We start from the raw sequence: 24,601 nt of genomic DNA, 5'->3' as shown, positions 1-24,601 counted from the left end.
ATATTTTACGAAGAACAAAAACGGCACTTAGGGAGGATTTTATATGGGGTCATCAAAACAACTTAAATTATTGGTTGGCATCACCTGTTTTTCAGTACTATTGGTTGGCTGTGGAAAATCCAAGCAGTCTTCAGACAAGCAAATTATCCGAACATCAATCGACTCCGAATTAACGTCTGTCGACTTATCGAAAACGACTGCGCTTAACAGTTTTACAGTATTAAATAACGTCGACGAAGGTCTTCTTCGCTTGGGCAAGAATAGTAAGATTGAACCCGGAATTGCTCAATCCTACAAAGAATCCAAGGATGGTAAGACCTACACGTTTAATCTCAGAAAAAATGCAAAATGGAGTAACGGTGATCCGGTCACTGCACAGGATTTCGTTTATTCATGGCGTCGAACACTGAATCCAAAGACTTCTTCACAGTATGGCTATCTTTTCTCAGGGATTAAAAATGCCGATAAGATCCAAGCCAATAAAGCCCCTGTGTCATCCCTGGGCATTAAAGCAGACGGCAAGTATAAACTAACCGTCACACTCGAAGATAAGCTGCCATTCTTTAAACTACTCATGGGCTTTCCGGTATTCTTCCCCCAAGACGCCAAAGCAGTTCAAAAATATGGTAGTCAATATGGCACGTCATCTGACAAACAGGTTTACAACGGGCCGTTCACATTAACAAAATGGACAGGAACCAACTTATCATGGACCCTAAAGAAGAATCCTTACTATTGGGATAAGAAAAACGTCAAATTGAATCAGGTTAAATACAGTGTTGTGAAAGATCCGACAACCGGCCTGAATCTATATAACGAAAAGAAGCTGGATATGGACGGTCTCTCCAACGACCAAGCCAAGCAATACAGCAAGAATAAACACATTGTGACCAGAAATCAGTCATCTTCCTACTACATTGCTTTCAATCAAAAGAAAAAGGTCTTTCAGAATCTAAAAATTCGTCAGGCAATCTCAATGGCCATTGATCGAAAAGTCATGACAAACAAAGTCGTGGGTGGCGGTGCTATCCAAAATGATAGTTTTGTTTCCAAAGGATTGGCCGTTTCGCCAAAGACTGGAAAGGACTTCACTGAAGACACAACCGCACCTGCCTCAATGACCTATAATCTGTCGGCAGCCAAGAAACTATTTAAAGAAGGACTAAAACAAGAGGGATTAAAATCACTTAGCTTTACGCTGATGGCTGGGGATGATTATTCTACTAAACAGTTGACAGAGTACCTCCAAAGCGCCCTTGAAAAATTACCCGGCTTGAAGGTTTCCTTAAATAACATTCCTGCCAGAGTTGTCCTGTCACGTCAGGCCGATCAACAATTTCAAGCAACCGTTGCCGACTGGTTCGCCGATTATTCCGATCCGGTCACATTCTTAAACATCTTAACGTCTAAGAACCCCAGTAACATTTCAAAATGGAAAAACGCTGCTTATGATAAATTAATTGCTAAAAGTAACGGCCAGGATGCCGATAAACCGGAGGCCCGTTGGAACGATATGGTGAGTGCACAGAACTTGGCATTAAAGGATCAAGCTATCGTACCGCTTTATCAATCAGGAGAGAAATGGTTAATTAATCCTAAGGTCAAGGGCATCATTTATAATACCGCAGGACCAAACTATAATTATAAGAACGCTTATGTAAAATAAATTTTGGCAGTCTTCATTTTAAGCTTATTCGATAACGGTTTGAAATTTCTAACCTCATTTTAGAAATTTCGAATCGTTTTTTTGATTTAATCAGAAGAATCGCCTTTAAAAATAGTGGACAAAAGCCACTAAAATATTTATAATTAGAATCACGTTCACCAAATTTTAATCATCAGGAGGGACCGTTTTGCTTTCACAAAAAGAAATTTCCTTGATTCGCGAATTTAATCGCGATTATACGGAGCTTCTTGGATTACTGAACAGACAGGTATTCAATACCAGTCTAAGTTGGCAGGAAGGACGTATCTTATTGGAAATTAAAATTAACCACCTCATCAACCCCAACGAGATTGCCACCCATTTAAAAATCGATAAAAGCTATACCAGTCGAATCATTAATCGGCTGGTCAAGCAGGGCTTCCTTGAAAAAGTGCCCTCACCTGAAGACTCCCGTTCCGTTCAATTGAAGCTGACTGCTTCCGGTCAGCAAATGACCCAGAACCTGGATGATAGGTCAAACGAACAGGTAGCACAATTATTATCAAAATTGTCTATCGACAAACAGGCTCAATTTTATCAAGCCGTTGAAACCATTAATCAATTATTATTTTCCAGAAAGTAGGCGTTCATCATGTGGGTTATCAAACCATTCAATCAGTTAACGACCAAAGAACTATTCGATATACTATATCTTCGAACCAGAATTTTTGTGGTCGATCAAAAGCGCATCTATCAGGAAGTAGATACCAACGATCTTAAGGCCATCCACGTTTTCAAATTAGTTGACGGCAACATCGCAGCTTATGCCCGGATATTCGAGGACGATGGCCAAGTCACGTTTGGCCGTGTCGTTACCGCACCGGAATATCGAGGGAAAGGATATGGCAGAGCCTTAATCGACCATATTATGCAGACAATTCAAACTGATTTCCCAAATACGCCAATCAAAATTGAAGCCCAAATTCAAGTCGAATCCCTATACCAGAAGTTTGGTTTTATCACTCAAGGCGACCCATTTATCTTTCATTCCACGCCGCACATCAGAATGGTTCATAAACCTTTGGCAGGATGATTGCCGACAAGTACAATGCATTTCGAACCAGATTAAAAATGGAAAAAGAGTAGCCATCTCGTTGATTTGTATTGATTATGTAATGACTAATTGATTAAATGCGTTTGTTTTCATGGTAACGTATCTACTTTTGTAAATAGATACTTAATAAATTTTTGGCTTGCTAAAGATAATGACTCTTTGTCTTTTTTAACAATGCCAATTTTCCTTTTAATAACAGGTTTGATAGGTAAAATTTTAACATTGTAATTTGTTTTTCGTAAGACCAACTCAGGCAAAATACTGACACCTATTCCTGATTCGACCATTGACATAATTGAATAATCATCATGAACACATAACTTCACATCCGGATTGAGACCAGCTCGATGGAAAGCTTCCATTGGTTCACTTAAGATGCCCTCTTCCAACTGTAAAAACGGCTCCTGTGCAAGATCTGATAATCTAACATAGGATTGCTTTGCTAAAACACTGATTTGAGGAATGACCGCACGTAATTCACCGGTTTTAATAAATTCAGTATCCAACCCGGTTTTAACGTCCGGATTAATAAAGCCGAAATCAACTTCACCATTTTTCACCCATTCAGGAATCGTTGTATAATCTCCCTGGTGAAGGATAAATTCAACCTTTGGATATTTTTCTTGAAATGTTTTAATTAGTTTGGGCAGCCAGTGACATGAAATACTTGAAATGGTTCCGATTCTGATAACGCCTGTTTCGAGGCCTTTGATTTCGTCAACTTTTTCTTCCATAATTTGGTATTGTAATAAAATATTTTCAATAAAAGAAAAGATTTTTCGCCCTTCCAGGGTTAACGTAATGCCATTTCTGGAGCGATCTAAAAGTTTAATCTTCATTTCTTCTTCTAACGATGTGACCATTTGACTAATTGCAGACTGAGTGAATCCTAAAGCTTCAGCTGCCCTTGTAAAGCTCCCCAACTCAACGACTTTTTGAAGTGCAAGTAAACGATTCATCAATATATCAGCTCTCCTAATTCGGCAATTACAAAAATTAATTTTACTTATATGATAACTTGTTTTAAAGTATATGCAATAAGAAATGGAGTGACTAGCCTATGAAAAGTTATATTGTTGACGCTTTTACTAATCAAATATTTAAAGGCAACCCCGCTGCTGTCTGCATTCTGGATAGTTGGCCAGAGAATGACTTGATGCAAAAAATTGCAATGGAAAATAATTTATCCGAAACGGCCTTTTGTGTCAAGGAAAATACTGGCTACCGACTCCGTTGGTTTACCCCGGGCGGTGAGATCGACCTCTGCGGACACGCCACATTAGCAACCGGTTACGTGATTATGAACTTCATTGAAAAAGACAGAACTCGGGTGACCTTCGAAACTTTAAGCGGTCGATTGGAGGTTGCCAAAAACGGTGATTTATATGAAATGAACTTTCCTTCATATGATCTCAAACCCGTTGCGGTTACCCAGGAAATGACTGATGCAATCGGAACAAAACCACTTGCCGCTTACATGGCCCGGGATCTGGTCTGCGTCCTTGATTCACCGGACCAAGTCATCAACGCTAAACCAGACCTAGAAAAGGTTCGTCAGCTCGATGGGTTATTACTACACATCACAGCACTAGGAGAAAAATACGATAGCGTTTCCCGTTCATTTGCACCAAAGTTGGCTGTCGATGAAGATCCCGTTTGTGGAAGCGGACATTGTCACCTCGTTCCTTATTGGGCAAAACGACTAAATAAAAATAAGATCACCGCTTATCAAGCTTCCAAACGAAGCGGTATCCTTTACTGCGAGTACCAAGGAGCACGAACCATACTGAGCGGTAAAGCAGCCCTTTACTCAATTGGAGAAGTATATGCCTAACATATCATTAATTTGAATTGGAGTAATGCAAATGACACAAATCAGACCCATTGAAAGTCGCGACAATTCAGCTTTAGCTCATATTGTTCAACATTCATTAAAAGCATATCAATTAGATATCCCCGGGACAGCCTATTTTGATCCCGAACTCTCTAACCTAAGTCAGTATTACCAGTCAAGCCCTAAGCGTCAATACTTCGTAGCTTCCACTGACAACGGTGATATTTTAGGTGGTAACGGCATCGCTGAATATGATGCAAAAAATAGAATAGCCGAGTTGCAAAAATTATATTTAACAGAGAATGCCAGAGGAAAACATCTCAGTTACAAGTTACTTGATGCAGCAATTAACTTTGCTAAACATGCCGGTTACAAGGAAGTCTATCTTGAAACCCACCATAATCTAAAAACAGCCATTCATCTTTATCAGGAATACGGCTTCTCAGAATTGGGTCATCCTCTAAACAATGGCGAACATTCAGCTATGGATAGATTCTTTGTCATGGCAATTTAACTATTATTAAGATGACAAAGGGATCAATTTATCAAATTAGGCAAAAAATAACGGTTCAATATTCTAAAACTGGCTTTAGAAGTTATTGAACCGTTATTTTGTATCTGGTCAAGCTTTTTAATAAAAGATTGCCTATTATAGAACAACAAGCTAAACCGTCCTATTAAAGAATGCCGCAACATCATCCCATACATCATCCAAATATCCCTTTGCATGTCGGCTGCCAGTCAACATTCTGGTCGTATATGGGATTTGGTGGTCGGATAACGTCTTTGCCATCGTTAAAACACCGCTGTTTGGCACAAACTCATTCAAGGAATTAGCCAAATACATTGTGCCGGTCTGATCGGTTACTCTGTGATAAGGAGTTGCTGCTTCATACTGATCCGTTCGGCCGTTGAAATAGTTGGTCACAAACCATTTGTAAAATGGATCGTTGGCACCGGTCTGATTAATATTTGCACTGGCTGTAGCGTTAAATCCGCTGGTATCGCCTTCTGCAGCGACCACGTCCTGATGTTTGCCCAACCAATCATCAATATCCAAAATTCCGGAAAGCGATACGATTGGAATGCCGTATTTAATGGCTAATTCGACCACCATATTTCCGCCGGCTGACGACCCAAATGCGCCGATATGATCATGATCGAACGGTAAATCAGAATTTTTCAGCCACTCAAACAAATGATCCATATCTTCTAACGGTGCCGGATAATAGGCAACCGGTGTAATACGATAAGCTGGTGTAACGACTAAATATCCCAATTCAACGAAACGTTTGGATGAATCGGCATCCTTGGATTTATTGCCACGAAACCAACCGCCACCATGGATATCGATGATTGCACCCTTAGCTTGTTTCACATCCCCATCATAGTAGATGTCCGTCTTTTGATGGTTGATCGAATCATATTCAACATCCGTTTTAACAACTAAATTTGCCATTTTTAAATTCCCCCTAGATAGAAATCAAACGCTCGATGTTTCATCACATGAAGTATCTACCCAGAAGGCACTTAAATCAATTAAAGCGTCTTCATAATTGAGATTCTGGATTTATAATGATAGTAATTTGAAAGATGAAATTTTTTTAAATAAGAATTGATTTATTGTGAAAATTATGAAAAGTTCATAAATCCATTGTTAAAATCAAAATTGCATGATAGCCTAATTTCAACGATGCATCGTTAATAAAGGTATTTCGCGAATAACCAACAAAAATTAGTGGGTATCCACTTGGAAAGACAAAGATTCAGAAAGTGTTTGCGTGCGATATCACGTCAAAATTTATTCAGACTCTTCCCGAACTAACAAAACTGCTGATTATTGGGATTACCAAATTTATTAAGGACTGGAGAATGCCAATGTGTAGCTTACGACAAAAGATAAAATTCAAAAGAAAAACATCTTTAATGTTTAGATACTCGTTTGATATCACATTTGGCTTGGCAGACTGTTTGTTTATTCAATTTGTTTTCGAATTATTTAAGTGGGCACCCAAAAGTAGTAACTTACTTTCATTCTTCGGTGCCACCCTCACTTGGGCACCTTCTTTAATCTTCATCGCACTAGTTGTTGATATTTTTTCAGGTTCAAGCAGTGACGACTAGTGAGAAGATTCCACTCAGGAAGAAAGCATTAAGTTTCATAGCAAAAAGATCACAATTTGAGATCCATATATAGATGCTCACCTTCCATTAATACTTATCTAACCTATGGCAGCCACCTAAGTCAGATTAATTTCGGTTAAATGACCCGATTGGTAAGAGAATTAACTTTTACGGTGAACGACAAAAGAGCCCCCAAGACAAATCTCGGAGGCCCTCGTTTATTTCAAAATAAGTTTACATAGTTGTTAGAAACCCCATTCGCAATCCGAATCTTATTTCGACCCTCGTTTAATCACAAAGCCAAAATCGATATCCTGATCTGCCGGAATATGATATTGAGGTTCAACATCCGCACCCCAACTATCAATACCGCCGACACCACGAACGGCACCTAAAATAGTCATCACAGTTCTTCTTGGAAGCGGCAGTTCCTCAATATGCGTGGCATTTTCCAATTCTTCTGCGGTGTATGGCAAAGCACTAAACGCAAATGGTTGATCCACTTTTTCGAAAGTCAGGCTAAACGGGACACTGGATGAGTCCGCGTTATTTTTAGTACTGTTTCGAGTGACCGTGACCCAGTTTGTCTCCATATGGACACCATTATCTTCCGGTACCAAATATTTTGTGACCGGTAAGCCATCAATTTGATAAACCCCGGGGACACCGCCAGCCATTCGATCAGGATATGTTTCACCTGAAAGACCGTCATACTGATAATCAATTGCCTTGGTTGGTAATACAAAACGCATCCCGAATACCGGTAATTCCGGAAGCGCCTTTTGTCCGGCATAGTGAACAGCCACTTTAATGACGCTATTTGGTGTCACTGTATAACTCACGTCCACCGTCGTGCTTGGAGTCGTCAACGTTTCATAATGGTAAATAATCTCAATTTGATCCGCAAACTCATTGTTGGAATACCGATTATTTAACGGAGCACCTGGAAAGTCAATCAGCTGATTATTCACTTTAACATCAATCGATTTAACATCGATAAACATATCGGCTCCCAACCATTGAATTGATTTCTTTGAAAAGCCATTCCCCCGGTCGTTATCGGTTGTTGCCCGCCAAAAAGTCGGTTTGGGTTCACGATATAACCATTCTTTACCACCAATGACCAAAGATTCAAGGCCACCTCGTGAATAGCTGAAGATATAATGGAAATCATCACCACCAACACCAAGAGTCCCATCGCCGTAAATGACCTTTAACTGATTAGTATTTGCCATAATAGTATTTAACCTCCTGCATTGCTGGTTTTTCTGTCCGATCGGCGAACATCAAGCCGTCTCCGGAAAATTCATAGTCGGAAACCCGGTCATCAAAATCGCCGCCATATCGAAGCACCTTTTGACCGGTCACTTCGTCTTTGACTGCAACCGCCTGATCGATGAAGTCCCAAATGAAGCCACCTTGATACATTGGATATTTATCAAGAAGGTCCATATACGATTTCATACCGCCGATTGAATTACCCATATCATGCATGTACTCACATAGTAGGAAAGGTTTTTGCGGATTATCCTTCAAATAAGCCTCAATTTCAGTCGGTGTTGCGTACATTCGGCTTTCAACATCTGAAATGGTTGGTTTATATTTGGGATTATGAAAGACGCCTTCATAATGTACAAGCCTTGATGGATCAACTTCCTTATAGTAGCTGTTCATAGCCTCAATATCATCACCGGCATATGATTCGTTACCAAGTGACCAGAATAAAATACTGGTATGATTCTTGAAAGTCTCATAATTATTTTTAGCTCGATCAAGAACGGCTGCTTGCCATTGTGGAACCGATCCGGGAACGTTATAGGACGGTTCGACACTGCCCAATTTCTGCCAAGTCCCATGGGATTCCAAATTATTTTCGGCCATCATGTAAATACCGTTGGTATCACACAGGTAGTACCAGGAAATATGATCCGGATAATGACAGGTCCGAACAGCGTTGATGTTGTTTTTCTTAAACGTTTCAATATCCTGCTTCATATCCGACATTGTGACAACCCGGCCGGACTTGGCGTCCCATTCGTGGCGGTTAACACCTTTGATAATCAGTCGCTTGCCATTTAGGACAATCACTTTATCCTGATTGATTTCAATTCGACGGAAGCCGAACTGGTATGGGACAACTTCCAATGTCCGACCATCTTTATCCGTCAATGTAATCGTTAACTGATATAAGTACGGGTTATCGTTGTCCCAGAGGTGAATTGTCTTAAACGGTGTATCGGCTAATTGAACATCGCTGTCAACCTCACTTCTGGTTTCATAGACCTGCTTGCCTGTTGCGTCAACAACGGTTAAATGGGCAACAACGCCACTTTGCTGACCGGAAAACTGAGCTTCAACCTTTAATCGTCCGGATTGAAAATCATCGTTCACGGTTGGCTTAATTGATAAATCCTCAATATGAACAGCCGGTTGAGCGATTAACGACACATCGCGGAAAATGCCAAAGAAACGAAACATATCCTGATCTTCCAAGAAACTGGCCGTACTGCGGTTGAATACTTCTACAGCCAAGGTATTCTCTCCATCAGTCAAATAAGGTGTTAAATCAAATTCGTGAGGGGTAAAACTATCTTCGGCATAGCCCAGAAAATGGCCATTCAGCCAAGCATACATTGCGGTTTCAACGCCCTCAAAACGAATGCGGACATCATGGCCCTGTAAATCCGGATTCAACGTAAATTTCTTAACGTAGGCACCAACATGATTATCTTTGCCCTTGCTAAACATACCGGCTTCATCTTGATCCGGTCCCATTGTAAACGCTGGTCGGCGGAATTCTTTTCCTTCCCATGGATAAAACGTATTAATGTAATGAATCTTATTATATCCGGCAAATTCAATTAATCCGGGAACCCGAATTGTATCAAAATTGCCGGAATCAAAATCTGCTTTATAAAAATCTTTTTGACGACTCATTGGATCCTTGGCATAAGAAAATCGCCAATCACCATTTAATGATTGAACAAAACTACTTTGATCACGTTTAATTTCATCTTGATTTCGATAAAATCTGTGATCACTGTGTGCTGGTAATTCGTTAACCCGAAAGACTTCCGGGTCGTCTAACCAGCGACTATCTGCTTGAGCTATTTTTTCGTGACTCATCTATCACTCACACTCCCATACGCAAATTTAAGTTCCAACACTAATGTAAGCGCTTCACATATTTTTGTCAACATCCTTATTAAATTGTATTAAAAATATTTAATGTTATTTAATGATATTTGCACTTTCTTGCATAGAATTTAATTCTTACTATATAAACGCCATCACCCGCTTACAGTATTTACAAATAACCTTTTCAGGTGGTTGCGTTTTCAATTCAAAAGTAATATATTAATATATGAAACTGATATACTAATGTTCTTGAATTCTGTTTTTAAAACTATCAAAGGAGATTTTCTTGATGTCAATGAATCGTTTAAACAGTTTAAAGAAAATTGTCGACGCCGGGATTATTGCCGTCGTCCGTGCAGAAACGCCGGAAAAAGCCGAAGCAATCAGTAAAGCTGCCATTAAAGGCGGCGTGACCGGTATTGAATTGACCTTCACTGTTCCCCACGCTGATCAGGTTATTGGCAGATTGACCAAAGAATTACCCAACGGCGTCATTGGTGCCGGAACCGTCCTGGACACGACTTCTACCCGGCTGGCCATTATGGCAGGTGCAGGATACATTGTCAGCCCAACGTTTGACGCCGATATTGCTAAACTATGTAACTTATACCAGGTCCCTTACCTGCCCGGTTGTAGTACGATGAGTGAAATGCAAAAAGCACTTGAAGGCGGCTCGGATATTGTTAAACTATTTCCTGCCGTTGTTGCCGGCCCAAGCATGATCAAAGAACTTCACAGACCGTTCCCACAAATGAACGTCATGCCAACAGGCGGCGTTAACTTGGATAATCTTCAAGACTGGTTCGATGCCGGTGCAGTTTGTGCAGGTGCAAGCGGTAATTTGGTTGGCCCGGGTGCTGCCGGCGATTATGATCAAGTTACAGAAAACGCCAAGGCGTATATGAAGAAGCTCAACGCTATTAGAAACAAGTAAAACAGGCCTTTGAAACCATCCCAAGTCAATAACCATAAATATGATCATCACGCATTGAAATAAAAATTGCTTACACAAAAAGACAGTGTCTTAAGCCTACCAACCGGTAAAACCTGAGCACACTGTCTTTTTGTCTCTGTTGCATTTATTTGATATAAACTTTACTTTCATAAGGACGAAGTTTAACGCCCTGATCATCATCGTAGTTACTGATCAACAACTCATTGGCACTGGCCTGATCATAGTCTCGAATAACCGTTTGATCAGTAAAATTACTCATCACCAGCAATGTTTTACCGGCATAATGACGCCGATAAGCAAACACTTCAGAGTCTTCCGGATCAACTTCCTCATAAGTACCGTAGCGAATCAATTCGGAATCATGCCTTAATGCAATCAACTTCTGATAGTAGTAGAAAACGGATTGCGGATCTTCAAGCTCACTTGCGACATTGATGCTCTTATAATTGGGATTCAATGCAAACCATGGTTTTGCCTGACTGAAGCCGGCATTTTCCTGATCATCCCATTGCATCGGTGTCCGAGCATTATCTCGGGAAACGTTTGCCAGATACTTCAGCATCGTCTGACCATCAACATCGTGGTTCTGATCAACTAACTCATGATAGCTGTTAATCGATTCCAAATCTTCATATTGATCCAAACTCGTGTAGTGAACATTGGTCATTCCAAGTTCTTCGCCTTCATAAACGTAGGGGGTCCCCTGCATCATATGAAGCGTGTTACCGAGCATTTTTGCGGCACGTACCCGATACTTCGGATCATCATTCGCAAATCTCGAAACGGCTCTTGGCTGATCATGATTATTCCAATACAAACTATTCCAGCCTTTGCCGTCTAATTCAACCTGCCAACGCGATAATGCCCGCTTCAAGTCCGTTAATTTAACTGGGGCATCGTTCCATTTTCCCAGCCGTTTGTCCGGATTGGCACTTAGGGAAACGTGCTCGAACTGAAAGACCATGTTCAATTCATTGCTCTTTAGGCCGGTATATTCAATCGCATCTTCCGGTTTGGAACTTGGCATTTCCCCTACCGTCATGACATCGTAATGCGACAATACTTGATCATTCATTTCATGCAGGTAATCATTTAATCTAGGCCCATCGGCAACCATGCTTTCAACAGTGGCGTAATTTGCGGGTGCAGGCGCATCAGGGAGCCCATCAGGCTTGGAAATAAGATTAATGACATCCATTCGGAAACCATCAACACCCTTATCCAACCAGAAACGCATCAGCTTCCAGATTGATTGTCGAACTTCCGGATTTTCCCAGTTGAGATCGGGTTGTCCCGGTGCAAAAAGGTGCAAGTAATACTGTCCCCGTTCTTTAACGTATGTCCATGCAGGTCCACCAAACGCCGCACCCCAATTATTGGGTTCGTGACCGTCAACCGGATCGCGCCAAATATAATAGTCGGCATACTGATTATCACGAGATTTCTTACTTTCCTTAAACCATTCGTGTTGATCGGAGGTATGGTTAACCACAAGATCCATTAACAGCTTGATGCCATTTTTATGCGTTGCTTCGAGCAAGTTGTCAAAATCATCCATTGTGCCGTAAATCGGATTAATTGCTTCATAGTCAGCAATATCATAGCCGTTATCCTTATTCGGTGATTGATAAATCGGATTCAGCCAGATGACATCGACTCCCAACTTTTTTAGATAGGGCAATCGACTCTGAATACCGGGTAAATCGCCGATTCCGTCGTTATTGCTGTCTTGAAAACTCATTGGATAGATTTGATAGACAACCGAATCCTGCCACCACTTGTGTGCCATACTAAACATCCTCCATTTTTTAATTTAAAATCCTTCATTTATTAATTAGTTGCTGATTTTTCAGAATAAGCCGGATGAATCATTCCAACTGCCAAAGCACCGATAAACATCATCACACCGGCAATCACAATCATTCCGGGCATTGATTTTCCGATCAACGGGAAAAGGGCAAAGCTGGCAACCGATGCGATAATTTGCGGTAAGCAAATCCCACAATTGAATAGTCCCAGATAAGCCCCTTCATTTTCACCATGAAGTGACTCCGTGAATAATGATAATGCTTCAGTCTGCATTGTCAGGTAACTGATACCGATTAGAGCAAACGGCACGATCAGCAGCATTTGTGAATGGACAAAGAATACCCAAATCATACCGGTACCCCCCATAATCAAACCAATTCTAAACCAGAATTTACGCTGCGTGGGTTTCGTGTGCGACAGAACCAAAAAGCCCCAAATAACTGCAGCCAATGATTCAACACAGGTCATAATACCAAACCAGTTTCCGGCCGCCTGATAACCGGCAGATGCTGGATTACTGGTATTCCAAACATTTTTAGCAATTGCACCCGTTCCGTAAGTCCAGATGTATTGAAAAGCGAACCAGTCAAACAATTGAACAAATGAGACTTCCCAGAATGAACGGGGAGCTGTTTTAACCAAGTGCCAAAGACTTGGCTGCTTTTCTTTCTTCTTATCTTCTGAAATACCATGATAGCGTGCATAAGTCATTGGATCGTACTCTTTAACCGACCAGATGGTGTATAGAGATGTCAAAAGCAGGACGCCGGCACCAATATAAAAGGCCATCTTAACGGACAAAGGTACTTCACCCTTTGGCGCAACGTTTGAAACCCCAATCCAGGTTAACAGGAATGGAAAAATCGTAGCAAGTACGCCGCCAAGATTGGAAAATGATTGTTGCCAAGACCATGCTTTATCCTTTTGATCTTCGTTAACCATGTCACCAATAATCATCTTAAACGGCTGCATGCAGACATTTGATGATAAATCCATAAATAGAATCGTAATGGCACCAAACATCAATGCAGCAAGCGATGCATAGCCAAAACCAAACGACCCGGCATTTGGAAGCAAAATCATGACCAACGCAGCGATTGGTGCGCCAATCATCAGATATGGCATCCGTCGGCCAAATCGATTCCAGGTTTGATCCGAATACTTACCAATTAATGGCTGAACAACCATTCCCGCGAGAGGCGGGAGAATAAAGAAGAAACCTAATTTTGTCGGATCCGCACCAATGGTTTGAAAAATCCGCCCCATTTGCGAAGACTGCAATGAAAACGCCATGTTGACGCCGAAGAAACCGAATGTCATGGCAAAAATAGTACTTAATTTTAACGTTGGCAGTCCTTTATGCTGTGGCTTGGCTTCGGATTGAACCTGTGCCTGCCCGGCGATCTTACCAACTTGTTCTTTAGCAATCATATGAACTCCCCCAATATATACAGGTATCAAGATATATTATTTGTTACGGAACCGTTTTATATCACTTGGCCAATTGATATAAATTGATAGAAAACGGTTTCATTCACTTCTATACTGAAGATACTAACATTAAATGCAAACGGTTGCAACCCTTTTATATCACTTGCACAAACGTTTACAAAAATAACAGGATTTATATGGTAGAATAGTTATTAATACGATTCATGCTTTAGAAAGGAAGCGGCGAAAATGGGCACCACAATCAAGGATATTGCAAAATTAGCGGGGGTGTCACCGGCAACCGTTTCGCGAGTTTTGTCAGGTCAAACCGATTTTTACTCAGAAAAAACAGCTAAAAAAGTGAAACAAGCGGTAAAAAAATTAGGCTATCAAAAAAACACCAGTGCCGTTGAATTGGTCACTCAAAAAAGCCATGTTCTGGCAGTCATTATCAGTACAATTCAGACCAACGCTGCCGATCAAATTATTGACGGCATTCAGGAAACAGCAATGAAGAACGGTTTGGATGTCATTATTTTATATGCTGGAGAGAAGAACCCCGACTTACAAAGACGTGCGCTGGAGACGGTTATTGAACGTGCTGTCATGGGAATCTTGTTGGTAGCGATCGATTTGAATACAAAGAACGATGCTTTGTTGAGGTCAGCAAACATCCCCTTTCTATTTCTCTCCATCGGGTTTCTCAAAGGACGATTCCCGTTCATCTCATCGGACGACTTTCAAGTCGGCTATCAGGCAACTAAATATCTCATGGATAAGGGACATACCAAAATCGGCTTTGCGGCAGCTGATCCCGAAACAGTTATCGGTCAGTTACGATTAGCCGGTTATTGGAAGGCACTGTCCAGCAATCATGTCACGCCAAAACTGGATTGGGTTTATGATGGCGAGTTTACATATGACGATGGCATTGCCGCAATGTCCTATTATGAACAACACACCGACCTAACAGCAGCGGTTGCTTCCAGTGACCTCGCCGCCATCGGCATGTTGAATCAGGCCCAAAAACTCGGTATCCGAGTACCAAACGATTTCGCCGTTATCAGTATCGATGGCACTTTTCTGTGTACGATCATGCGACCCCAAATCACAAGTGTTACCCAATCATTTAGAGAAATGGGCGTCAAGGGTGTTGAAACCCTCCTCAGTCAATCTATTAAACAATTCAAGTCACTTTATACGCCTATTAAAATTACCGAGAGGCAAAGCAGCTAACACCTTCATCAAGCACAAAAATTGGCATCTCACCCATTTTCATCATGGTAGATGCCAATTTTTTTCTTCTATAATAATGACTCGCAAACTTAATTAGACGTTTTTTCTAACGCTTCCCAAAGTCCCAACAAATAAGTAATGCCGAGGGCGCGGTCATATAGGCCATAACCGGGACGACCATCCTCGCCCCAAATATTTCGGCCGTGGTCGGGACGAATATACCCGTCATAATCGGTATCATGAAGTGCTTTCATAATGTCAAACATGTCCAGAGAGCCTTCTGACGATGGATGAGCAGATTCATGAAATGCATTTTCGCCAACATACTTGATGTTACGAACATGCATAAACGGGACCCGGTCTTTGGGGACAAATTCGCGGATAATCGACGGTAGATCATTTAACGGATTTTCTCCCAAACTCCCGGTACAAATGGTAAACCCGTTATAACGTGATTCATGAAGCTGTTCAATTTTAATCATATCGTCGCGATCTTTGAAAATCCGTGGTAAACCAAATAAAGGCTTTGGCGGATCATCCGGATGCATCGCCATACGCACATCATATTTCTCACAAACCGGGATAACGGCATCCAAGAAATATTTTAGGTTTTCCCGCAGCTTTTCCGCATCAACGTCTTTATAAGCTGCAAACAGGTCTTTTAAAGCTGCCAGTCGTTCCGGTTCCCAACCGGGTAAACTAAAGCCGTGAGAGCCTGAAGTCATTTCTGCCATCAGGTCTTTAGGATCCTTGGGTAATTTGCTTTCCTCATACATCATAGCGTTGGAACCATCAGCTAATTGATGATGTAAATCGGTTCTCAACCAGTCAAACACCGGCATGAAATTGTAGCAAATAACCTTAATACCCGCTTTCGAAAGATTCTTAATTGTCTGAATGTAATTTGCAATATACTGATCACGACTGGGCAGACCGATCTTAATATCATCATGGATATTAACCGACTCAATCACCTCAAGCTTTAAGCCCGCATCCTCAACCTGCTTCTTTAACGCATCAATCTTTTCTTGTGGCCACACCTCACCCACAGGGACATCAAATAATGCACCCACAACCTGTTTTGTTTGAGGGATTTGCCTGATTTCTGCTAACGAGATCGGATCATCTTTTTGACCAAACCAACGAAACCCCATTTTAAGATTTGCCATAATTTCCTCCTACAGGAATTTTCAACCTAATAAAACTAATATTCTAGTATATCAATTAAATCTAATTTACCACGCCCGGAAAACGCTGTCAAATAATATTATATCCTTTCTATTCCGCCATGATTGTCGTGATACAATAATACTAGTATACTGATTTTAATAAAATAAAGATATGAGGAATTAACCAATGCAAAGCCTTAACGAAATTGCTTATCAAACAATTCTTGATGATATTTTAAAACTTAAATTAACTCCCGGTGAACGGGTTCAGGATAAAAACCTGGTAGACAAATTAAATATTAGTCGAACCCCCGTCCGGGAAGCTATTTTACGCCTTAAAAACGACGGCCTCATGGACACGGTTCCCCAAAGCGGTACATATGTCACCAAGATCAGTTTAAAAAGTGCTTTAAATGCGCGTTTTGTCCGGCAAAGTGTGGAACGTAGCGTCGTGGAGGAAGCATCTCAAGAAATGAGTGATTTCGATGTACTGGATGCTCAAAATGTGATCGAAAAGCAAAAACTGGCTGCCAAGAACCGAAACAGTGTTGATTTCTTCTACTTGGATAATGACTTTCACAAAAAGTTTTATACGGCAACCGGCAAAGATGAAGTCTGGAATTGGTTGAAGGTACTCACACTTCAACTAGACCGTTATCGCTTTCTTCGAATTCAGAAAACAGAAATGCCATGGGAAGAATTAATTGAGCAGCATCAAGGCATCCTTGACGCGACAAAAAGTCACAACCAGCAATTAAGCGGTCAACGTGCCTTTGACCATCTGAATCTGATGCTTGCTGAAAAGAAGACACTTGTTTCAGAATTCCCGGACTACTTTATCGATTAATTTTAGAAATCCATATGCGGTGATTTTAAACTCATCCACCTATCCTCCTCTTTTGATAAGCTCATTCAAAAGAGGCTTTTTAAACAGTTGTTGACAAACTAATATATTAATATACAATTAGGTGTAAGCGGAACCAACCATTCGAATTTAGGAGACGACTTGATTATGAAATTAACTTCTTTTGGTGAACTGATGTTACGATTCAAACCTGCAGATTGTACAAGAATTATTCAAGCCACTTCTTTTGAGGCTTCATTTGGTGGTGCGGAATCAAACGTTGCGGTCTCACTTTCTTTATTAGGTGATCAAAGCAGCTTTATCACAAAACTCCCCCAAAACATGCTCGGTGAGGCAGCCCTTTACCGCCTTCGTGGTTATGGCGTTGATACAACCAAAGTGCTTCGAGGCGGTCAACGAATCGGGACGTATTATTTCGAAAAAGGAACCAGTATTCGCGGGACTAACGTGATCTACGACCGTGCCCACAGCTCATTCGCAACGTCAACCAGCAATGATTACGACTGGAAGACGACTTTAAAGGATACCGATTACTTTTATGTTTCCGGTATCACACCTGCCCTTTCAACCGAACTTCAAAAAACGGTCTTGAAAGCTGCCAGCTATTGTCAACAACATCACATTAAAGTTGTCTATGATGCAAATTATCGCGGCAAATTATGGTCCCCTGAAGAATCACAAGCGTTTTCCGAGAAGATGATGCCTTATGTCTCAATCGTATTTGCCCACGATGAAGATTTTGAATCTTCCTTTGGTATTAAAGCCTTTGATGGCGATATGACAAACGGCATTGCTCAAAAGAAACAATTTGAAGCTGCTATGACTCAATTGACTGAGCGTTACCCGAATTTGGAAACGGTTGGTTCGGTGCTGAGAAACATTTATACCGTTGAAAAAAGTCAATGGTCAGCTATCCTTTTACAAAATAATCACTTTTATGACAGTCCTGTATACCCCGTTGATGTCTATGAGGGTGTTGGAGGTGGCGACGCTTTTGCGGCCGGCATCATGCATGGCTTCCTGAATCAATACGATCCTCAAAAACAGATTAACTTTGGTATTGCAGCTAGTGTGACAAAGCTGACTATCTCGGGTGATTTTAATCTGGCTTATAGTGATGAAATCTCCAAATTGGCTGAGCGCGGCGGTGCAGCTATGAACCGCTAGTTCACGATTTAATGACGGTGTCCTAAACTTCCAATTTCAATTTGATCGGATTTATAAAACAATTGCCAATGTGATTAGGCTCGTTTTAGTGAGAGCTTAATCTTTTTTTCTCCTTAAATTTTGGTAAATGAACTAAAATAATAGATGAGGTCACTCAAATGATCAGTTTGCTATAGCTAATATTTTCTTGGGTTATTTGATAGGAACTGCTCTCTAATACTGACTATCGTTTAGGACATTAACAGCCAACGACTTTTAGGAGGAATTGTACAAATCATGAAACTAGGATTATGCTTTGCCATTAATTCGAAGGAGCGTCAACAACTTAATGCGATGTCGAATTTAGAAATCATCGATAACACATCAAATGATCAATCGATAAACGATTGGAAGGACGTCAACATTATTTATGGTTGGAATCAATTTGGTGAACGTGTCATCAATCAGCCAAACCAAATAGGCTTTATCCAATCCGTTTCCGCCGGCGTCGATTACATGCCACTGGCAAAGATAAAGGACCAACATATCCTGCTGGCAAATACGAGCGGCATTCATGCAGAGCCGATTGCCGAATCTGTTATTGGTTATATACTGGCTTTTTCCAGAGGCATTCTTTCGAGCCTTAATGCTCAAAAAGATCATAAATGGCTGAGTGATTCTTTGCGTCAGCACGTCTATAATCTTAAAAACGTCCCGATTGCCATTTATGGCACCGGAAAAATCGGATCAAAAATTGCCTACTATTGTCATTTGTTTGGAATGAAAACCATCGGTATAAATACCTCTGGGCATACAGTTCCCGGATTTGATCACATTCTGCCGACTCAAATCTCCTCAAAACAAATTCAGTCAGCCAAATTCATTGTTAATACAATGCCACTCACATCAAAAACGTCTCGTTACTTTAACCAAGGCCTTTTTAATGCCTTTACCAATCAACCTATCTTTATTAATGTTGGTCGGGGCCCAAGTGTTGATACCGATGCTTTGAAGACAGCGTTAAAAAATCATCAATTATCCGGTGCGGTTCTTGACGTCTTTGATCAAGAACCGTTGGACAAAGAATCGATACTTTGGGATATGCCAAACGTCCTGATTACACCACATATCTCCGGTAGCTTTTCAACTTACAATGAAGCAGCCTTTTCAATTTTTTATAAAAATCTACAATCATACCTGGCTGACGGTACAGTCGCTGTAAATCAGGTAGACCTTAACAGAGGTTATTAAATCGAAATCTTAACATTCAGATAGCATGATTCTAAGTAACCAACGCCATCAAGAATGCTAATTGTAAAAACACGCCACTTTATCAATCCACTGATGTATACTCAAACTAACACAATGATCAATACGTTAGAAAAGGAAGCGATTTTTGATGACATTACTTAAATCCGGTATCATCACAACAGCAATCTTCTCATTTGCTTTATTTTCCGGTTCGACCGCTCTGGCAAAAGACACAGCGTTAAAGCCAATTCCATCTACTTTACGTGGGACCTGGAAAGGCGCCTACACAACAACGGACGCCGGTTATTCATTTACATTGACCGTCTCTAAATATCGTTTGACACAGAATGGCATCAAGTTTAATATGCAATCAGATCGGAATTCAAAATCTTCAACCGGTTTTATCATGAGCAATAAGCCAAACAAGAAGGGCTATTGGAAATTCACGTTAACCGTTAGTCATGACAAAATGTACCTTAAAAGAACCAAGAAAAATGGCAAGACCGCTTTGATTAGATATTCTTATGACACACATCGTAAACCTGTTGTTCAGTATTTATTTAAATAAAAATAAAGAAGCCCGAACCTCCTTTGATTTCAAAGGTAGATTCGGGCTTCTTTTGTCAGGCGCAATCAACATCTATTTGCCCAAATTCTTCTTGCGTTTCAAATACTCATCTTCACTAATTTTTCCCAAAGCATATTGTTCATCCAATATTGCCATTGCGGACGATTGCTGATTTGACTGACGATTGGTACGAAAGGCCATGTACAACACGACTACTAAAATCACAATTAATGCAATTGTTAGATAGCTCATACCTGAACCCATCCAGCCCATGTGACCAAAACCAGACCAGCCTGAACCGCAACCCCATGATCTCATCATTAAAATCGACCTTCTTTCTTTGTGTTCCCATCTTTATCATACCCCGGGCAGTATACAAATAACAACCCTTATCACGATAAAAGCCACTTGGATAAAGGAATCATCTTCTACCCAAGTGGCTTAATTTTTATTAAACGATTTAAATCAAATACTGTTTTCTGAGTTTTCGTTGCTGACGCTTAGAAATCCGCAATCCATTGACCAAATAGGCATCAATGGAGCCAAACTCCTTCTTAACTTCATCAAAAGCAGCATGAAGATAAGAACGATCAACGCCACCATCAACACGGGCCAATTCAAGTTCATCCCGACTGGCACCGGCCGTTTTCAAGGCTTCAAGACGTTTCATATTATGTGCTCGCAAGAAATCATTGGAAGCATCATAATCATCAAAAATAGTTGCCATATCAACACCAAGCACGTACATAATCAAAGCACCGCCCAGGCCGGTTCGATCTTTACCGGAAGCACAATGCCAAAGTACCGCTTTATCATTGGCGTTAAGAAGCGTCATAAATAAATCATGGTAGGCTTCTCTTGCACGCTGATTGGAAATATAGGAACGATAATGTTTCCGATTATTACGGTCATTAATGTGATAATGGAAACTTTCGTCCGTATCCACCGAATCATTGATGTATTTGACACCCGGCATCTTCATATCAGGTGCTTCCGCCACTTCCTGAGGACGTCGCAGGTCAAAGTCGATGCCAACATTATATTGATGAGTAAGTACTTGAATATCATTTTTAGTCAAATGGTTTAACCGCGCTGAACGTAGTAAAAGATGGTCTTTGATTCGCCGACCATCTTTTGTGACGAAGCCACCGAGATCACGAACGTTGAATGCACCTTCCAATTTAATTTCGTGATCCGCCTCTGATTTTGTTGGTGCTAATGTCTTAATTTGAACGCCTTGGGACTCGGAGATTGGGATTGCACCAGCTTCAAATGATGACGTTGATGTAGCAAATGCTGCACTGTTATTCTTCATTCTAATCACACCCCTTTTTCAGTCTCACAACCTTTAATGTAACACCATTATTGTAATTCGTTCAGTGATTGGTTTGGTGAATTACCCGTAAAGATTGCGTAAAAGTTAAGTATCGATTAACTGACACGGAGATGATAGAAGTTGATTAACACTATTAATTCCGGCGAACCGTTTTTGCTTTTGGTCACGAAACGTGCTCCAAGAGACAGCTCCCTGCTTATATTCTGGGAACTAAACGTCTCTTTGCACACGCTACATTTTGTGCCTCACCCTCAACATTATCAACAGCCACACAATCAACGTCACTGAGATCAGAATGACCAGTACCCACGCGTCTTCCATTCTTGATAACGGTAAAGCAACGTTCATGCCGTAAAAGCCTGTAATAATCGTTGGTACCGCCATCGTTAATGACCAAATTGTCAAGAATTTCATTGTGTCATTCAAATTATTATTGGCAATGTTATTAAAGGTATGGTCAATTCGATCAACCACCTGGGTTTCAATTTCAATCATTCGTTGAACCTGTTCGGCTTCAATCTGAACATCTTCAAACAGGTCTTTCTTGTCCTGATCAGCATTATTGCCAAAATAAGTTCTCGGTAATCGATTCAACAAATTTAAATTAATTTGTGTTGCGCTGGACAAGAACGTCAGCGTCTGTTGCAAATGTGACAAGGCAATTAAATCAGCATTTTTGGTATTCCGATTAAGCATTTTGTCCAAACGATTCCGCTTTTTGGAAGCTTCCCTGGAAATTGGAATATAGCTGTCCACAAGTGAGAATAAGGTTTCCAAAATAAAAGCATCAACCGTATGAACTTCCGGATTATCCATCGCATCCCGCAATGAAGCAGTCACCTCATGAATTCGGCTTTCGTTAAAAGTAAACAGCCGGCCCTCATGCAACAGCATTGCAAACGGTCTGGTAATGTAACGCAAATTTTTTCGATCGATTGAATAAGGTGCCAGGAATATAAACAATTGATCCCCCTCGTTAATATCATGAACATAGTTGGCACTTTCATCTTTATCGGTCACATAAGTCATAATGTCTTCATCGATTGCATATTGTTCCTGAAGATGCTCCCGTTCTTCGGCAGTAAGCTTTTCGGTTTCAATCCATTTGATACCGGCAACTTCTTTTTCTGGTTTTATCATCAGCCAATCCCCGTACCTTTCGTTTTCATTCGTGTTACACTCATTTTACCCTATGTGAATCAAGCTGACACACAAATAATCATCATTTCATGTTTATCCTTTTCCTAATATGTCGAAACGTGTGAAAAAAGCCAGACTCCGGCCATATAACAACAAAAACCCGATATCCCCAAACCAGGGATATCGGGTTTTTGTTGTTATACTCTGGAGTTTAAACGCTTTTTTTCACACTCTGTCAAATTCACTTATAAAGAGCATTTTCATCTCGCAAATTCTTTTTATAAATGGATTTGATTACCTTAAATAAGTCCCAAAGTTTGCAAAATCAGATAGACATTTAATCCGATCAGGACGACTGTCGCAGTCCATGCACAGTACTTAACCCAGGCCTTGTTTGCAAATTCCCCCATTAGTTTCTTATCACTCGTGTACTTAACCAATGGAATGATCGCAAACGGTAATGCAACACTTAGGAAAACCTGTGATAGTGTCAAAAGATTTTCAATTTTGGCTTCATTGCCATGATAATAGATTGCAAAGATCAGTACCGGTGTGACTGACAATAACCGGGTTAACAGCCGTTGAGCCCACATTGGCATTCTCAGATGAATGAAACCTTCCATAATAATCTGACCTGAAAGAGTTCCGGTAATTGTAAAACTTTGCCCCGATGACAGTAATGCAACAGCGAACAACATACTTAACATCGGACTTGCAATTGAACCAACAATACTTGAATTTCCCAGTGCATTGAACAAGTCAACAAATCGGCCAACCGTACTATGGGTACCGAAGAATAGAGCGGCACCCAATACCAACAGGAGTGAGTTAACAATAAAGGCAATTGTTAACTGCAGGTTTGAATCGATCGTTGAAAACTTAATTGCCTTGGCCACATCCTCACGATCGCTTCGATCTACCGCCCTGGTTTGAGAAATTGATGACCCCAGATACAAATCATGAGGCATCACGGTTGCGCCCACAATTCCAAGAGCCAGATACAGCATCGATTTATTTGTCACAATATGCGTTGTTGGCAGATAGCCTGCAAACAATTGACTCATCTGTGGGCCTGACAAGAATACTTCATATGAGAAGACCCCCAGAATAACCAAAACCAAAGTTGCAACAATCGCCTCGATTTTTCTGAAACCCAACTTCATCAATACCAACAGCAGCAAGACATCTGCACTGGTAATTAAAATTCCGACAACCAACGGAATCTTAAATAATAGTTCCAACGCAATACCCGAACCAATAATTTCAGCCACATCGGTTGCCATAATAGCAAGTTCCGTCACAACCCATAATGCAAAACCAACTCTCTTAGTGGTATTCTCGCGGGTTAACTGAGCCAAATCCTTACCAGTGACAATGCCCAATCGTGCTGCCATAGATTGAAGCAGCATCGCAATCAAACTGGAAATCAGGATGACCGACAGTAAACTGTATTTAAACTGAGCACCACCGGCAATTGACGTAATCCAGTTGCCGGGATCCATATAACCAACCGCAATTAAAATTCCCGGGCCGGTATATGCCATTAAGGTTCTCAAAAACCCTGCGTCTTTTGGAACCTTGATGCTGCCATTTACTTCGTCTAAACTCTTATTACTGCCTTCTGTGCTTTCAAAGAAACGATGTTTTGATGATACCACGCTTTCACGCATTTTGAAGCCCTCTTTCATTGTCTTGAATTCAGGTTGGTTACTTGAGTGAGTACTCAATTAATTCCCACTGCTTATTATAGTGGCTTTGTGAAATTCGTCAACCTTTTATTTCCTTGAAAACGCCTTTATTATTGAAATAGTTGCTGATAAGTTTGGCATACATAAATTTT

Annotated in this window: 23 protein-coding genes; 12 read left to right on the top strand and 11 right to left on the bottom strand. The window is 40.7% G+C overall.

Annotated elements, in window-relative coordinates:
• Positions 1–43: 43 nt before the first annotated feature.
• From GQR93_RS05060 to GQR93_RS05050, 3 genes are all read left to right on the top strand, one after another.
• Positions 44–1,666, top strand: a complete 1,623-nt coding sequence (locus GQR93_RS05060) for a peptide ABC transporter substrate-binding protein (RefSeq protein ID WP_003552929.1) — start codon at positions 44–46, stop codon at positions 1,664–1,666.
• A 187-nt stretch (positions 1,667–1,853) separates the two neighbouring features.
• A complete protein-coding gene (locus tag GQR93_RS05055) occupies positions 1,854–2,288 on the top strand; it encodes a MarR family winged helix-turn-helix transcriptional regulator (protein WP_003552928.1) in 435 nt (144 codons plus the stop codon).
• 9 nt (positions 2,289–2,297) lie between these two features.
• The gene (locus GQR93_RS05050; protein ID WP_003552927.1) at positions 2,298–2,738 is read left to right on the top strand and encodes a GNAT family N-acetyltransferase; all 441 of its coding nucleotides are present in this window, start codon (positions 2,298–2,300) and stop codon (positions 2,736–2,738) included.
• A 110-nt stretch (positions 2,739–2,848) separates the two neighbouring features.
• Here GQR93_RS05050 and GQR93_RS05045 read toward each other — a convergent pair whose 3' ends face one another.
• The gene (locus GQR93_RS05045) at positions 2,849–3,718 is read right to left on the bottom strand and encodes a LysR family transcriptional regulator (protein ID WP_003552926.1); all 870 of its coding nucleotides are present in this window, start codon (positions 3,716–3,718) and stop codon (positions 2,849–2,851) included.
• 101 nt (positions 3,719–3,819) lie between these two features.
• Here GQR93_RS05045 and GQR93_RS05040 point away from each other — a divergent pair, with 101 nt between their 5' ends.
• Together GQR93_RS05040 and GQR93_RS05035 are read left to right on the top strand one after the other, a co-directional pair.
• Positions 3,820–4,593 (top strand): PhzF family phenazine biosynthesis protein, encoded by a 774-nt coding sequence (locus tag GQR93_RS05040; protein WP_003552925.1) that lies wholly within the window; start codon positions 3,820–3,822, stop codon positions 4,591–4,593.
• Positions 4,594–4,624: 31 nt separating this feature from the next.
• Positions 4,625–5,107, top strand: coding sequence for a GNAT family N-acetyltransferase (locus GQR93_RS05035; protein ID WP_035444404.1), 483 nt, complete (start codon positions 4,625–4,627; stop codon positions 5,105–5,107).
• Between the two features lie 150 nt (positions 5,108–5,257).
• Here the strand turns inward: GQR93_RS05035 and GQR93_RS05030 are convergent, their stop codons facing one another.
• Entirely contained in the window at positions 5,258–6,052 is a 795-nt protein-coding gene (locus GQR93_RS05030) for an alpha/beta hydrolase fold domain-containing protein (protein WP_159298711.1), read from the bottom strand.
• Between the two features lie 419 nt (positions 6,053–6,471).
• Between GQR93_RS05030 and GQR93_RS05025 the strand changes: the two genes are divergently transcribed.
• Entirely contained in the window at positions 6,472–6,717 is a 246-nt protein-coding gene (locus tag GQR93_RS05025) for a hypothetical protein (RefSeq protein WP_035444403.1), read from the top strand.
• A 272-nt stretch (positions 6,718–6,989) separates the two neighbouring features.
• On the opposite strand, the gene GQR93_RS05020 is transcribed toward GQR93_RS05025, so the two are convergent.
• Together GQR93_RS05020 and GQR93_RS05015 are read right to left on the bottom strand one after the other, a co-directional pair.
• Complete coding sequence (locus tag GQR93_RS05020; protein ID WP_003552920.1) at positions 6,990–7,952, bottom strand: beta-galactosidase small subunit; 963 nt, start codon at positions 7,950–7,952, stop codon at positions 6,990–6,992.
• On the bottom strand, positions 7,939–9,843 hold the full coding sequence (locus GQR93_RS05015) for a glycoside hydrolase family 2 TIM barrel-domain containing protein (protein ID WP_003552919.1): 1,905 nt from the start codon (positions 9,841–9,843) through the stop codon (positions 7,939–7,941). Before GQR93_RS05015 ends, GQR93_RS05020 begins: the two co-directional genes overlap by 14 nt.
• 307 nt (positions 9,844–10,150) lie before the next feature.
• On the opposite strand from GQR93_RS05015, the gene GQR93_RS05010 reads away from it, so the two are divergent.
• Positions 10,151–10,789, top strand: a complete 639-nt coding sequence (locus tag GQR93_RS05010; RefSeq protein WP_202212597.1) for a bifunctional 2-keto-4-hydroxyglutarate aldolase/2-keto-3-deoxy-6-phosphogluconate aldolase — start codon at positions 10,151–10,153, stop codon at positions 10,787–10,789.
• 145 nt (positions 10,790–10,934) lie between these two features.
• Here the strand turns inward: GQR93_RS05010 and GQR93_RS05005 are convergent, their stop codons facing one another.
• Both GQR93_RS05005 and GQR93_RS05000 read right to left on the bottom strand, forming a co-directional pair.
• Positions 10,935–12,599, bottom strand: a complete 1,665-nt coding sequence (locus GQR93_RS05005) for a glycoside hydrolase family 13 protein (RefSeq protein ID WP_035444401.1) — start codon at positions 12,597–12,599, stop codon at positions 10,935–10,937.
• A 41-nt stretch (positions 12,600–12,640) separates the two neighbouring features.
• Positions 12,641–14,050, bottom strand: coding sequence for an SLC45 family MFS transporter (locus tag GQR93_RS05000; protein WP_147605483.1), 1,410 nt, complete (start codon positions 14,048–14,050; stop codon positions 12,641–12,643).
• A 249-nt stretch (positions 14,051–14,299) separates the two neighbouring features.
• Here GQR93_RS05000 and GQR93_RS04995 point away from each other — a divergent pair, with 249 nt between their 5' ends.
• Positions 14,300–15,286 (top strand): LacI family DNA-binding transcriptional regulator, encoded by a 987-nt coding sequence (locus tag GQR93_RS04995; protein WP_003552912.1) that lies wholly within the window; start codon positions 14,300–14,302, stop codon positions 15,284–15,286.
• An 89-nt stretch (positions 15,287–15,375) separates the two neighbouring features.
• Here GQR93_RS04995 and uxuA read toward each other — a convergent pair whose 3' ends face one another.
• Positions 15,376–16,455 (bottom strand): mannonate dehydratase, encoded by a 1,080-nt coding sequence (uxuA, locus tag GQR93_RS04990; RefSeq protein WP_003552910.1) that lies wholly within the window; start codon positions 16,453–16,455, stop codon positions 15,376–15,378.
• Positions 16,456–16,642: 187 nt separating this feature from the next.
• Here uxuA and GQR93_RS04985 point away from each other — a divergent pair, with 187 nt between their 5' ends.
• The 4 genes from GQR93_RS04985 (at position 16,643) to GQR93_RS04970 (ending at position 20,285) form a co-directional block, all read left to right on the top strand.
• Positions 16,643–17,302, top strand: coding sequence for a GntR family transcriptional regulator (locus tag GQR93_RS04985; RefSeq protein WP_003552908.1), 660 nt, complete (start codon positions 16,643–16,645; stop codon positions 17,300–17,302).
• Positions 17,303–17,467: 165 nt separating this feature from the next.
• Positions 17,468–18,487, top strand: coding sequence for a sugar kinase (locus GQR93_RS04980; protein ID WP_003552905.1), 1,020 nt, complete (start codon positions 17,468–17,470; stop codon positions 18,485–18,487).
• Positions 18,488–18,763: 276 nt separating this feature from the next.
• A complete protein-coding gene (locus GQR93_RS04975) occupies positions 18,764–19,717 on the top strand; it encodes a phosphoglycerate dehydrogenase (RefSeq protein WP_003552904.1) in 954 nt (317 codons plus the stop codon).
• A gap of 148 nt (positions 19,718–19,865) precedes the next feature.
• The gene (locus tag GQR93_RS04970; protein WP_003552901.1) at positions 19,866–20,285 is read left to right on the top strand and encodes a hypothetical protein; all 420 of its coding nucleotides are present in this window, start codon (positions 19,866–19,868) and stop codon (positions 20,283–20,285) included.
• Positions 20,286–20,357: 72 nt separating this feature from the next.
• Here GQR93_RS04970 and GQR93_RS04965 read toward each other — a convergent pair whose 3' ends face one another.
• The 4 genes from GQR93_RS04965 to GQR93_RS04950 all read right to left on the bottom strand — a co-directional run bounded on the left by GQR93_RS04965 (position 20,358) and on the right by GQR93_RS04950 (position 24,431).
• Entirely contained in the window at positions 20,358–20,606 is a 249-nt protein-coding gene (locus GQR93_RS04965) for an SHOCT domain-containing protein (RefSeq protein ID WP_003552900.1), read from the bottom strand.
• A 139-nt stretch (positions 20,607–20,745) separates the two neighbouring features.
• Entirely contained in the window at positions 20,746–21,600 is an 855-nt protein-coding gene (locus GQR93_RS04960) for a tyrosine-protein phosphatase (RefSeq protein WP_003552898.1), read from the bottom strand.
• Between the two features lie 252 nt (positions 21,601–21,852).
• Positions 21,853–22,761 (bottom strand): magnesium transporter CorA family protein, encoded by a 909-nt coding sequence (locus GQR93_RS04955; RefSeq protein ID WP_003552897.1) that lies wholly within the window; start codon positions 22,759–22,761, stop codon positions 21,853–21,855.
• A 299-nt stretch (positions 22,762–23,060) separates the two neighbouring features.
• The gene (locus GQR93_RS04950) at positions 23,061–24,431 is read right to left on the bottom strand and encodes an Nramp family divalent metal transporter (protein ID WP_050757948.1); all 1,371 of its coding nucleotides are present in this window, start codon (positions 24,429–24,431) and stop codon (positions 23,061–23,063) included.
• Between the last annotated feature and the right edge of the window lie 170 nt (positions 24,432–24,601).

Origin of the sequence: Lentilactobacillus hilgardii, assembly GCF_009832765.1 — a bacterium.
GTDB classification, from domain to species: Bacteria; Bacillota; Bacilli; order Lactobacillales; family Lactobacillaceae; genus Lentilactobacillus; species Lentilactobacillus hilgardii.
Note: the sequence above shows the minus strand (reverse complement) of the source record. Positions and strands in the feature narration are given on the sequence as shown.